The following is a 12874-nucleotide window of genomic DNA, read 5'->3' on the forward strand; positions in this document are numbered from 1 at the left end:
GCAACCATGATCAAACAGTGCGCACCGCCTCCCAGGCACCACACTGCGAACGAACAGCCCTGGTTCGTGCTCAACTCTTCACGGTATTCGGTCATGCCCTCCGAACACCCGGCGATCTCGCATTTCTATGCCTTCGATGTGGCTCAGTCAGCCAACCTGCTGGCCGTGCCGGACGGTTGCGTGGATATTGTTTTCGACTGTGATGCAACACGCCCTACCGCCCGGATCTGTGGCACGCCGCTGGCTGCCCAAGCGGTCGAGTTACACCAGAACCATCACTACTTCGGCGTGCGCTTTTCACCGGGCGTCATTCCCGGATTTATCAATGTGCTGGCCGAAGAATTGACCGAACGGGAACTCGACCTGCTGGAGGTCTCGGGGTTCGCCCAGCGCATCTTCGAAAATATCGTTCAAGCACCGCTGCTGGGCGATCAGATGCGACTGTTCAACGACTACCTCGCCCCACGCCTGATGGGTAGAACCTCAGCACTCACGGCCATGGTCATTCAGCAGGCGCTGCGCCACCGCGGTGATATTCGTATTCAGCAACTGGAGGAACTCAGCGGGTACACCAGTCGCACGCTGCACCGACAGTTCAGCCAGGACACCGGCATGTCACCCAAGACCTTTTGCCGAATCATCCGCTGCCAGGCAGCTCTGGACACCCTCAATACCCAACACGATGTATCGTTTTCGGAGCTGGCCCTCGACCTGGGCTTTTCCGATCAATCGCACTTCCTGCGCGACTTCAAGAAACTGGTCAGTACAACGCCTTGCGACTATCAACGCAAAATGACCCAGAACGCCTACACCGACCGGATCAACTACGCCTGACCCTCCCTTTCAAAAACAAACGCGCGCCTTCATCCCACCTGGGTAACTCCCTGTGTTTCGAACACGGCAAGGCATATCCAGCGAGCCGAGTTGCCAGCTTCGCGCAGCGAAACCAACAATTCATGAGCGCTTGAATATCAGCCTGGAAAAGGAAATCGGGTGGGAGGAAAGCGTCAGCCGCACATGAGGTCTTTAGCGCATTGCCCTGAGCGTTTCAGACGGTGACTCGCCAAACAATTGCCGGTAATGCGCGGCAAAGTGGCTCAGATGAAAAAAGCCCATCGCCATCGCGATCTCACTGATGTTGTGAGTGCAGGCAGAGGTTGTGATCAAGCGCCGACGCACCGCGTTGAGGCGTAGATTGCGCAGGTATTCGACCGGACGCATTCCGGTCACTGCCTGAAAACTGTTCTGCAGGGTCCGGCGACTCACCCGCAGGTGTTCGCACAGGTCGAGAATGCTCAGTGGTGTATCACCACTGGCATCGATCAGCTCTTGGCAACGCTTGACCAGGTAAGCACTCACGGCGAAGTTACCGCGACGACAACGTACCTCATCGGTGGCATGGCTGAACAAATCGAGGAACGCGCCGAGCAGTTCTTCCTCCAGCATTTTCTCGGCGGTTGAGTTGATAGCGTCCGTCTGTTCCAAAAGGTGATGAAACAGCGGGTGGATACGCTGACGTATTCGCAACAGTAACGCGTCATCCACGCTGAGTTGGGACGTGGTCTTCAGGCGCTTGAGCTGATCGTCAGACAATTCGAAGGCCGCCAGTTTGGCGAAGCGTACCGCGTCGATATTGAGCGCGAAGAAGTGCATGCCTTCAGGGGCGTGCAACACAAACTCCTCGCCGTCACGCAACAGTACCACGCTGTGAGTGCCCACCTGTTGCCCCTGCACCACCGGCGCGCAGCCTAACGACATGGCCGCGCACAGCCGACCTTTAGGCGCATAGCCGCGCTGTACCACGCGTTTGTCCAGCACTTCCTGGAAGATTTGAAAGCGGTCAGAGGACAACTGCCGCAGCTCACTGGTCAGGCAGCCACGGCCGAGTTGGTCATACACTTGCTGCCAGCCCTGGATGGAGCCAGCGTGTTGTTGAGGGTCATTGAAGGTTCGAACTTCAGCAAGCATGGTCGTCGTTCCTCGGTGGCCCCGTTTGTTTATCGGCCTGAAAGGGACTCAGTCATCCGTGACAGCAGCTATCGTTCACACCGGGGCGGCGTCCGCCGTGAAAATCAAAGCCAGTTCCATGCCAAGCATGTGCAGGCAGTACGTGGCGGGCTGGATATTCATCGGCGGCAACAACGCTCCGGACAGCACGACCTGCCCAGCCTCCACACGTTGACCGTCGGCCAACAGACGCCGAATCAGCCAGCACAGATTGGCCAGCGGGCTGTCCTCCCGATCGCGGGTATCACCACTACCGCAAAGCGCGCCGTCACACTCCAGGCGATACGCTACGTTGACGTGGTGTACCGGATCGAAAGGGATGCGCGGTCCGAGACAATAAAGCCCCGCCGCCGCGTTGTCGGCAAGAAAGGCGCCCACTCCGAAATCCCAGCCCTGCCAACGGCAGTCGGCGATCTCGAACGCGGGCGCTACGTCGCCGATGGCGGCCAGAATATCCTCGTCACGGTAGTCCCCCGGCGCCAGGGTACGCCCCAGTACAAACGCCAATTCGATCTCCAGCTTGGGCTGGATCAACCGAGAGAACGCCACCGCCGTACCCGGCTCGACGATCATGGTATCCATCAGGCCGCCATACACCGGCTCGTCAAGGCCAAAGCGTTTTTGCGCGGCGCTGCCGGCGAAGGCGACCTTCCACCCGCTCAGTCGCTCGCCCGCGGCTTGTTGGTGATCCAGGGCTTCGCGTTGCAGCGCATAACCCGCAAGCCGATCTATCGCCTCGGGGGCCAGTGGCGCAATGGCTTGCACCGTGCGCGTTGCCTGATGTAGCCGGTTAAGTAGCGCGTTGCCGCTGTTCATGACAGTTGCTCCGCCAGTTTGCGCAGCACACCTTCAAGCCTCTCTGGTGTGGTAATGGCGGCGACAAACCGGTCCGGACGCACCACTACGATGCAGTCACGCACCTTGGAGAACCATTCACCCAGGCGATTATCCGCGTCCTCCACACTGATGGCGTCCGAGGCCGTCAACGGCTGGCCACGTCCGATGCCACTGCGCGAGCGATTGACCTGAATAAAACGCGTGTCCCAGCACGCCCAATAAGCGGCCATTTCCTCGCTGAGTTGCTCGCGCGGATTCACCCGATAACCCAGCACCGCATAGGAATTGCCAAGCACCTCATCCAGGCGACGACGCTGGCCCTGGGCGTCTTCGATGTACGGCTGAACAAACAGCTGGCCGACCAGATCGTCCTCGCGCAACTCGGCACGCTCGTGATAGACCAGGCCCTTGGTGATGGTGGCCTTGGGTTTGAATTTGAACTCCAGCAGGTGCGAGCGCAGGTTGTCGACACTGTTCACCGCCTGGAACAACCAATCACGAACGCCGGCCATCAGCGGGTTGGTCATTCCCAGTACCGCGCCCATGTTGTCGGCCAGGGCCACTAGCTCGGTGGCATGCCCACGGCGCTCCTGGTCGTAGCTGGCGAGGATCGAGTGCGAGGCACGGCCCTGGATGATCGCCGCCAGTTTCCAGGCGACGTTGGCCACGTCCCTCAACCCGGAATTGAGTCCCTGCCCGGCCCAGGGTGGAGAAATATGCGCGGCATCGCCCACCAGCGCCACACGCCCTTCGACAAACCGCACCGCGACCCGGGAGTGGTGGGTATAGGCGCGGATGCGGATGATGTTCAACTGATCGACCGCGTTGCCGATATGCCCACGGATCAAGTCGCGAATGGTGCTTTCCTCACACATCCTCGCTTCATCTTCGCCCTCCAGGAGCATGAACTCCCAGCGGCGTTGCTGATATGGGAGATAGATGCACACGAAGGGCCGTTCCGGGTCGGCATGCAGTGCAGTGTAGGGTGCATCGAGGGTGTCATTGGCCGTATCGACCACCACCCATTTGCGCGCATGTGTCAGCCCCGACAGCTCGATACCGAGCTTTTTACGCACAGTGGAGCGTCCGCCATCGGCGCCGATGACATAGTCAGCCCGCAGCTGATAAATCTCGCCTTGAGCATCGCGCACCTGCAACGTCACGCCCTGCCCGTCCTGCTCGAGCTCGAGCATTTCGTGGCCTTGGCGCAACACAACGCTGGCACGCTGTCCCAGGGTTTCGCGCAACGTGCCTTCCAGCAACTGCTGCATGAAAATATTACGCATTGGCCAGCCGTAATGGGCGGTACTCGGCTTGACCTCGGCGAAACACACACCGCGAGCATTGTAATAGCGCAGCGGTACATCGCAGATCATGTCGCGCACGGCGAGATCGGCGATGCCGATCCCCTGCAGCACACGCAGTGCTTCATCATCCATGCCCACTGCGCGCGGGTAAGGCAGTACACCATCGGCAAGTTCAAGGACGACGCAGTCGATACCGTACATCCCCATATAGTGCGCGGCCGTGATCCCGTTAGGGCCGCCGCCGACAATGACAACTTGGGTCTTCTCCTGCTTCATCGCTATTCACCGCTTTCTTGTTGTGTTTTTAATCCGACGCCGCTAAAGCCATGCGTCTGAAATCAGTGCAGCCCATCAATACCTTTGACGTCTGCCGCCTGCAGACCGCCCAGCCGCGCATGCAAGCGCCCGCGCGTGGCGAAGGCCCAGATCACGATCACCTCATCCGGCGCGGGGCCGTCGCCAAACATCAGGGACATGCTGTCGTAATGGGAGCGTACATACAGTGCATCCTTGTGGGCCAACGGCACATCAATGGTTGAACCCGGGCCGCCCCGCTTGCCGGTGGACGGCACCCAGGATTTGCCCCCGCCCAGCGCCAGGCGCACCGGATCGGCAGCCGGGTTGGTCAGGAACGCATTGCCGTGTTCGTATTCGCCCTGGCTGCCCACCATGCAAGCTTTACCGTAGCTGACAATATCCCGCGAGCCGGCCAGCGCCTGAATGCGACGACCGAACTCTTCGCCCAACAGCGGCGACGGTTCTACCAGCTCTGTCAGCGACTCGCTGTAGCGACCGGCATAGGGGTTGGCGATCACGGCGGCAACGGCATATTTGAACAGCGGCTCGCCATCGGCCAACTGGCCACTTTCGTTGGCCAGGGTTTCTTCGACAAAGCTGTACCACTTGCGGATGTGATACGAAGCAAAATTCGCGGTTTTCATCTGGGTTGCCTCAAAGTGGGTCTAGTGGGTCTAGATTGAAATGTCGGCTTGGCGCGCCAGCGGCCTTGAACCGGGCCTTGCCGCGCGCATCGTCGTGTTCGGTCTCAAGGAAAAATTCCATGCGATTACCGTCAGGGTCGTTGAAATACACACCATGGCCGATTTCGTGATCGGTGATCTTCACCACCTCGACGCCCTTGCCCAGCAACATGCCGTAGAGCTGGCGCAAGGTGGTCATGTCCCCGGCGATTTCCAATCCATAGTGTTGCAACCCCAACCCGCCCTGATGGGCGCCGGGCTCTGCACGAAGCAAGGCGATGTCGTGATGTTTGGTGCCAAACGCCATCATGACCCAGCTTTCGCCCCGGGCACTTTCATGCATGCCCAGGATGTCGGCGTACCAGCGTGCCGACACATCAGGATCACTTACCGAGAGCGATAAGTGAGTACGAAGGATTTCGACTTTCATCGCGTGATACCTCAGCTTTTTTTGACCACGGATTGATGCCCTGCCTTGATCTGCGCCACTGCGGGAGTCCAGAGCACGTCAGCTATCTCACTGAATTCGCGCCACTGTTTCTGCCAGCCATCACCGCCATTCCCGGAGGTGAACAAGTGCCCATACTTGGTTCCCGCAACAATCTGCCCCGGGTTCTCCGGATTGAAGGCAATGGCCCAGACGCAGGAATTGGGTTGTTGCGGCAGGGGCAGCACTTCCCAGCTGAGCGCGGCATCACGGGATACCAGGATCTTGCTGGTGGTACCTGGCGTGCCATCGGAAATACTCAGGTACAGGTCGCTTTGCGTGCCCAACGGCGCGTTCATGGCGCGCATGTAGTACAGGCCGAACGCTTCTCGACCGATAATGCCGGTCCAGGTCAGCCCCTCATCCAGGCTGCGGTAGACGGCGTTGACGCAGACCACCACGATGACTTTCTGACCATGATTGGGCAGTACCAGAATGTTGTGGACATCCGAGTTGTAGTCCCACAGCAGCCGATCATCGACGCGCGTCCAGCTGTCGCCACCGTCACGGGAGTGGAATAACCCACCCTCTTCAAGGCCGAACCATAGCTGGTTGCGGTCGGTCGGGTCATAGGCGAAAGCCAGCAGCCGTGGGCGGCTGACTCCGTCGCAGAACTCCGGAATCTCCACCGGCGCACGGTCCCAACTGAGACCACCGTCCAGGGTCCGCCACAGTACGGCGCGCGAAGGTGCACCGGTGCCGACGAAGATCCGTTGCGCGTCCTGCGGATCGACGGCGACTTTCCAGACCGTCTGCCCGTTGAACGGCGAATCGACCCGCTGCCAATGGCCGCCGGTGTCGCGGCTGACACACAAACCTACGTCCGTGCCGGCGTAGATCACCTCAGGCTCGCCGGGGTGCACGCTCAAGGATCGAGTGATCGCGTCGAACTCCAGATCCTGGCCCAGGCCCAGGCGATGCCAGGTCCGACCCTCGTCGGCGCTGCGGATCACCGCCTGCCCTACCGTGGCCACTAACAGGGTTCCGTTACTCATCGTTGGTACTCCTCAGATGTAGATACCGCGGGTCAAACCGCCGTCGATGCCGATGGATTCTCCAGTCACCGCGCCAGCCTTTGGCGACGCCAGGAAACCAATCAGCCAGCCCATTTCAATCGGTGCCAGGGTGCGGCGAATCGGCGTCGCGTCGATGTAGGCCTGCTCAACCTGTTCCGAGGTCTTGCCTTGCTTGACCGCTTCGCGCTCGTACAGCTCCTGGATGTGCGGGGTGTCGACCACGCCGGGGTGAATCAGGTTGACCGTGATGCCCGAAGGGCCCAACTGGTCGGAGAGGGTTTTGGTCATGTGGGCGACCGCCAGGTTGCGCATCCCCGAGAGGACTTTGCTGCTGCGTCCGGTGAGGCCGCCGATGTTGATGATGCGACCGAAGCCTCCGGCCTTCATGTGCGGGGTCACGGCCTTGGCGCAACGGAAGTAGCCGATCACCTTGGTGTTGAGATCCGACAGCAACTCGTCGTCGCCGGCATGTTCGATGTCATTGCGCACCACTCCGGACGGCGCTGCGGCACCGTTGACCAGGATGTCGATGCGGCCGAAGTGTTTGTGCGCGGCTTCGACCATGTCAGACACGGCCGACATCTGATTGGTGTCACAGTACAGCGGCAGTACTTCGTTGCCGGTCTGAGCCGTGATCTCTTCGGCAGCCTGTTGGAGAAACTCCATGCGGCGTGCGCAGATCACTACCTTGCAGCCCTCTTCGGACAGAAAACGTGCGACTTCCTTGCCGATACCCATACCGCCGCCGGTGACGATGGCCACGCGGCCTTTCAATTCCAGATCCATAGCATTTCCTCTTGTGATTATTCAGTTCAGGCCAGATCGACGAAGACGCTCTTGGTCTCGGTGTAGGCATCGATCACGTTTTTACCCATTTCCCGGCCCCAGCCGGATTGCTTGTACCCGCCGAACGGCGAAGCCGCGTCGACCACGTTCCAGCAGTTGATCCACACCGAGCCCGCCTTGAGCTGGGCCGCCACGCGGTGCGCCGAGCGCAGGTCGCGGGTCCACAGGCCTGCCGCGAGGCCATAAGGCGAATCGTTGGCCCGCAGTACCAGGTCGTCGATTTCGGTCCAGCTCATGACGGTCAGCACCGGACCGAAAATCTCTTCGCGGGCGACACAGGCACGTTCGGCGCGATCAAGGAACACGCTGGGCGCAATGAAGTGGCCGCGCTCCAGGTGGGCGGGACGGCCGCCACCGCAGATCAGTTCGGCGCCCTCCTCCTGACCACGTTGCAGGTAGCCTTTGACCGTGCTCAATTGGCGGCCCGACACGAGTGGGCCCATGCTGGTGGCCGGGTCCAAACCATTACCGAGCACGTGGGCGGTGGCATGCCGCTCAAGTTCTTCGAGCACCTGATCGAGCACACTGGCGTGTACGTATAAACGTGAGGCAGCCGTGCACACCTGGCCCTGGTTGTAGAAGATGCCGTCGGCGGCACCTTTGGCGGCGCGCACGATATCGGCGTCCGGCAAGATGATGTTCGGCGACTTGCCGCCCAGTTCCAGCGAGACCTTTTTCATGTTGCTGGTGGCCGCCTGAGCAATCAGCCGGCCGACCTGGGTCGAGCCGGTGAAGGCGATCTTGTCCACGTCGGGATGTTGCGCCAACGGCGCGCCCGTTTCAGCGCCAAGGCCGGTGATCAGGTTGACCACCCCCGGTGGAAAACCGGCGGCCTCGATCAACTGCACCAGCCGAATCGCGACCAGCGGCGTTTGCTCGGCGGGCTTGAGCACCGCGACACAGCCTGTCGCCAACGCTGGGCCAAGCTTCCACACGCACATGTTCAACGGGAAGTTCCACGGCACGATCAGCGCACACACACCCACCGGTTCACGCAAGGTGTAGTTGAGCATCGGCGCACCGCTGGCCGGCGATACAGGCAGCGTGCTGCCTTCGATCTTGGTCGGCCAGCCAGCGAAGTAGCGAATAATGGTCGCCGCGTTGGCCGCTTCCCCTCGAGCGGCCGAGATGGGTTTGCCGTTCTCCAGCGTGATCAACTGCGCCAGCTCCTCGCGGTGCTGATCCAGCAGGTCCGCCAGTCGAAACAGCAGCAGACCGCGCTGGGCGGGAGACTGCAGCGCCCAGGCGCCGCTGAACGCTGCGCGGGCTGCCGCTACGGCCGCATCCACATCGCGCGCGTCGCCTTGGGCCACTTCCGTCAGGGTTTCTTCAGTCGCCGGGTTTTCCACGGCAAACCGTCGGCCAGCGGCGGCGTCCTGCCAACTGCCACCGATAAACAGGCGGCCAGGCTGGGACAGAAAATGTTGCACAGCAGGTAGCACTTCGAACTGTTTCATCATCGACTCCTTCACAGCGCCATTTCGATCAGGCAAGGACCACCGTCGGCATTGGCATTGGCCAGCGCCTGTTGCAGTTCGGCATTGGTGTGCACCGTGCAGGCCGGCACGCCGTAGCCCTTGGCCAGCGCTTTCCAGTCAATCCGCGGGCTATCGAGCACCGTCAGGCGCAGCGCTTCCGGCCCCATTTCGGTCACGCCGAAGCGGCGCAGTTCGTTCTGCAAAATGGCGTAGCGATGGTTGGCGGCAATCAGGATCACCACCGGCACCTGCTCACGGGCGATGCTCCACAGGGTTTGGATGGTGTACTGGGCACTGCCGTCGGATTGCAGGCAGAACACGCGATTGCCCCGCTCCGCCAAGGCGGCGCCGAACCCCACCGGAATGCCCTGGCCGATCGCGCCACCGGTATTGGTCAACACCCGGTGCCGAGCGGCACCAGCGGAGGCGGTGAAAAACGGATAGCCGCAGGTGCCGCCTTCCACGGAGACAATGCTGTCGTCCGGCAGCGATGCGGCTAAAACCTGGCCGATGGACTGAGGTGTGAGCTCGGCATGGCCTGGCGGCAGTTCGATGCCCATCGGTGTCGGCACGTAGGCCGGTGCATTGAGGGCATCGGCCAGCGCCGTCAGCGCGCCGGCTACATCGTCACCGACATCGGCCAGCGTCAGCAGACGCTCACGCTCGGCGAGGCGCGACGGGATACCTTCGTAGCCGAAATAACTGATGGGCTCCGGCACCCCGGCACACACGACCTGGTCGTACTGCTCGAGGATTTCAATGGCCACTTCCGGGAAGTACGGCAGGCGATCCAGATCCGGCAAACCACCACCACGGTAGCTGAGCCGTGGAAAGGTCTCGGCAAACAGGCGCACGCCAGGCAGTTGGGCCAGGCGCCCCGCTGCTTCCAGGCCCGCGACCGACAGCCCCTCATCCCCGACAATAAACACCAGGCGCTGCCCGTCACGCAGGGCCTGTGCCACCGTCTCGACCCGGTCACCGGCAAACCGGCGAACCGGCGCCCGCATCGGAGCGAACACACCGTTGTGCGTCACCGCGCTGGCTTGCAGGTCCATCGGCAAAATCAGGCTGGCGATCTGCCCTTTGGCCTGCCAGGCCGACCGCACCGCTTCCTGCAAATCTTCGCCGATACCCGACGCCGTGCGCGAGGTGCGCACCCAACCGGAGACAGTCCCGGCCAAGGCCTGGATGTCACTGGCCAGCGGCGGATCGTAGTTGACATGCCATGACGCGTGATCACCGATCACATTGACGATAGGGGTATTGGCACGACGCGCGTTGTGCAGGTTGGCGATGCCATTGGCAAACCCGGGGCCCAGGTGCGTCAGGGTCATCGCCGGCTTGCCGGCAATCCGGCCATACCCATCCGCCGCCCCCGTGCACACCCCTTCGAACAACGACAACACCGGCTTCAGTGCAGGTGCGCTGGCCATGGCCGCCACCAATGGAATTTCGGTGGTTCCGGGGTTGGCGAAGCAGTATTCGATACCGCTTGCCGCTGCCGCATTCACTATCAGTTGCGCACCATTCATTTTCAGCCCTCTTGCTTGAGCATTTGCAGTGGTGAGATTTATCGCACGGTAAAATTCAATTAACAAGCATTTAAATTGTATTTTTCTCAGTTAATGAGATTAATGCGATTTAAATCAAACAAGAAAGGCTTCCGAGATTGCGTTTTTCTCTCACTGAGGTAGTGTTGCGCCAGCGCTTGGCGCTCCTGCGGGATGCCTGGTCTACGCCGGGACGAAGCACGCGCCCTCCCCCCGTCTTTAGGAACAAAATGAGCAGCCTGAGCAAATTGCTGAGTGTCCTGGACCTGTTCGGTCCACAGACATTGAAGATTGACCCCGACACCATTGCCGAGCGCATGGGCCTGTCACGCGCGACCGTGTACCGCTACGTCAAGGATTTGTGCGACGCCGGCCTGCTGACCCGCGTGGACGCCGGCAGTTATGGCTTGGGGCCGCGAGTCATCGAACTGGACTGGATGATGCGTCAGTACGACCCTATCCTCGTTGCCGGGCGCGAGTTGATGCACGAACTGTCCGCGCAAACCGGTCTGGCCGTGTTTGCGAGCGTTTTTTATGACGGTCGCATCATCAACACCTACATCGCCGAACCCACCGACACCTACCACTTCGCGTTCGGGCGCGGGCAACCGCTGCCGTTCTTTCGCGGCGCGCAATCCAAGGTGTTGATCGCCTTTCAGAAAGGTCGCCGTTTGCAACGCTTGTTCGACGAGCATATGGCCAACGACCCGGACTGCCCTTATGACTGGCCGAGCTTCTCCAAGGCCGCGAAAAAGATTCGCAAGGACGGTTACTGCCTCACCCATGATGAACTCAACCTGGGCTTGACCGGCATCGCCGCGCCGATCATCCAGACGGACATCGACGAAGTAGTTGGCAGCCTGTCCGCCGTCGGCAGCACGCAGAGCTTCAAGCTGCTGCGCCAGGAAACAGTGATAGAAATGGTCATGGATACCACTCGGCGCATCGCCGAAAACATGCGCAATCAGTCGAACACCACCACGCCCTAGCCTATGGATAAGCCGCCGGTCCATTGCCGTGGACGCGGCGGATGTGCGGTCAGAACGGAACAGCCACCGTCAATTGGCTGTACAGGTTGGTGCCATTGCCGCCGACTTGATTACCACCCGTGGTTGAGTCCTGATCGGGTTTGTAGAGGCCAATCAGCGGGGTAATGATCAAGTGCGGGTTGGCTGCCCATTCGGCGTAGATATCCAGCTCACGGGCATTGAGGTTCAGCGCGTTGTTTTTACGCACCGTGTCGAAATCGAAGTACAACGCGCCCAAGGTCAGGTTTTCCAGCGGCGTTGCCTTCAGTCCGACGTGCTGAATGCTGGTATTGCTGTTGAACGGCCCGGCGTAGTTGCCGGCGACTTCGCCCTGGAACCAGGTGCCGTAGCCCATGCTCAAGCCAGTGAACAGCGGATCCCACTTCTGTGAATAGCGGGTATAGCGATAGGTCACCTTGGGCGCCCAGGCGGTATCGGCGAAGGTGTAGCCCGCTTCGCCGTACCAGGCTTTCTCAGGCCCGGCGTCCTTGTCCTGCCAGGCGTATTCGAACGCCAGGCTGACGTTCTCGATGCCCGCATCGCCTTCACCGCGAACGCTGTAGACGTTCATGCCTTTGCGCTGGCGTTGAACGTCGGTGGCCCATTGATCGCTCACGTCGATGCCGTGTACCCAGGTCAACCCGATCGTACCCGGTTGGGTGGTGTAATCCAGGGTGCCGGCGGCCAGTTCGGTTTCGGCCTGGACACGGTTGTCGGATTTGAGCCACACCAGACTGCCGTGCAGGCCATCTTGCCCACCCAGGCGCAACAGCGCGGTTTGATCGAACGCATGCCGTGCAGCCAGGTAATAAGCGCCCCCACGGTTCATCTTGCCATCGGCCGGGCCCTTGCCCAGGTTCAGTCCGTCATCGTTGATCAGGAACCCTCGGCCCAGCTTGACCACCTGGCGCCCGCCGGAAATATCAACCCCGTCCTTGCCTAATGCAGGGAATAGGTCGCCGGAGCGCCAGCCCAGGTAGGCGTCTTCGATCTTTGTTGTGCGCTCGGTCCCCAGGGAATTGCCGCCTGGATCGCCATCGCTCCAGGTGGCGGAGCTGACCAGGGCGAACGCCCCATATGCAGTGCCATTGCCCGCCAGGGACTGGTCGCCATTCAAGCCGTATTTGATGAAGCCTTCGCGCCAGGTAGATCCACCGGGTGTGCCGTCGTAGTTCTTGCGACTGTTGAACTGGCCGAACACGGCGGTCATGTCTGCGTTCAGGTGACGGCCCTCATCACTGTACAACTCATAGGCCTGGGCCTGATTGATGGCGCATAGAACCAATGTGCACACAAGCGTGCTACCAAACACGGGATGACGTGACGGATTGCGCATGG

The 12874-nt window shown here is 60.9% G+C and carries 12 protein-coding genes; 2 read left to right on the top strand and 10 right to left on the bottom strand.

The window, feature by feature from the left end:
• Positions 1–6: 6 nt before the first annotated feature.
• Entirely contained in the window at positions 7–834 is an 828-nt protein-coding gene (locus PSH64_RS18215) for a helix-turn-helix domain-containing protein (RefSeq protein WP_305478084.1), read from the top strand.
• 192 nt (positions 835–1026) lie between these two features.
• On the opposite strand, the gene PSH64_RS18220 is transcribed toward PSH64_RS18215, so the two are convergent.
• The 9 genes from PSH64_RS18220 to PSH64_RS18260 form a co-directional block, all read right to left on the bottom strand.
• Complete coding sequence (locus PSH64_RS18220; protein ID WP_105341303.1) at positions 1027–1968, bottom strand: helix-turn-helix domain-containing protein; 942 nt, start codon at positions 1966–1968, stop codon at positions 1027–1029.
• Between the two features lie 75 nt (positions 1969–2043).
• On the bottom strand, positions 2044–2823 hold the full coding sequence (locus PSH64_RS18225) for a 2-keto-4-pentenoate hydratase (protein ID WP_305478085.1): 780 nt from the start codon (positions 2821–2823) through the stop codon (positions 2044–2046).
• On the bottom strand, positions 2820–4427 hold the full coding sequence (locus tag PSH64_RS18230; RefSeq protein ID WP_305478086.1) for a bifunctional 3-(3-hydroxy-phenyl)propionate/3-hydroxycinnamic acid hydroxylase: 1608 nt from the start codon (positions 4425–4427) through the stop codon (positions 2820–2822). Before PSH64_RS18230 ends, PSH64_RS18225 begins: the two co-directional genes overlap by 4 nt.
• Positions 4428–4489: 62 nt before the next feature.
• On the bottom strand, positions 4490–5092 hold the full coding sequence (locus PSH64_RS18235; RefSeq protein WP_305478087.1) for an amino acid synthesis family protein: 603 nt from the start codon (positions 5090–5092) through the stop codon (positions 4490–4492).
• A 10-nt stretch (positions 5093–5102) separates the two neighbouring features.
• Positions 5103–5561, bottom strand: a complete 459-nt coding sequence (locus tag PSH64_RS18240; RefSeq protein WP_018927858.1) for a VOC family protein — start codon at positions 5559–5561, stop codon at positions 5103–5105.
• 11 nt (positions 5562–5572) lie between these two features.
• Entirely contained in the window at positions 5573–6613 is a 1041-nt protein-coding gene (locus PSH64_RS18245) for a YCF48-related protein (RefSeq protein ID WP_105341310.1), read from the bottom strand.
• Between the two features lie 12 nt (positions 6614–6625).
• The gene (locus PSH64_RS18250; RefSeq protein WP_018927856.1) at positions 6626–7420 is read right to left on the bottom strand and encodes an SDR family NAD(P)-dependent oxidoreductase; all 795 of its coding nucleotides are present in this window, start codon (positions 7418–7420) and stop codon (positions 6626–6628) included.
• Between the two features lie 26 nt (positions 7421–7446).
• Positions 7447–8937 (bottom strand): aldehyde dehydrogenase family protein, encoded by a 1491-nt coding sequence (locus tag PSH64_RS18255; RefSeq protein WP_105341312.1) that lies wholly within the window; start codon positions 8935–8937, stop codon positions 7447–7449.
• Positions 8938–8948: 11 nt separating this feature from the next.
• A complete protein-coding gene (locus tag PSH64_RS18260; RefSeq protein WP_305478088.1) occupies positions 8949–10490 on the bottom strand; it encodes an acetolactate synthase large subunit in 1542 nt (513 codons plus the stop codon).
• Positions 10491–10738: 248 nt separating this feature from the next.
• On the opposite strand from PSH64_RS18260, the gene PSH64_RS18265 reads away from it, so the two are divergent.
• Positions 10739–11497 carry an IclR family transcriptional regulator gene (locus PSH64_RS18265; protein WP_105341317.1) on the top strand — a complete coding sequence of 253 codons (759 nt, stop codon included), beginning with the start codon at positions 10739–10741 and terminating at the stop codon, positions 11495–11497.
• A gap of 49 nt (positions 11498–11546) precedes the next feature.
• Here the strand turns inward: PSH64_RS18265 and PSH64_RS18270 are convergent, their stop codons facing one another.
• Entirely contained in the window at positions 11547–12872 is a 1326-nt protein-coding gene (locus PSH64_RS18270) for a hypothetical protein (protein ID WP_305478089.1), read from the bottom strand.
• Positions 12873–12874: the final 2 nt, after the last annotated feature.

The sequence above is a fragment of the Pseudomonas sp. FP1742 genome, assembly GCF_030687145.1.
Classification (GTDB): domain Bacteria; phylum Pseudomonadota; class Gammaproteobacteria; order Pseudomonadales; family Pseudomonadaceae; genus Aquipseudomonas; species Aquipseudomonas frederiksbergensis_D.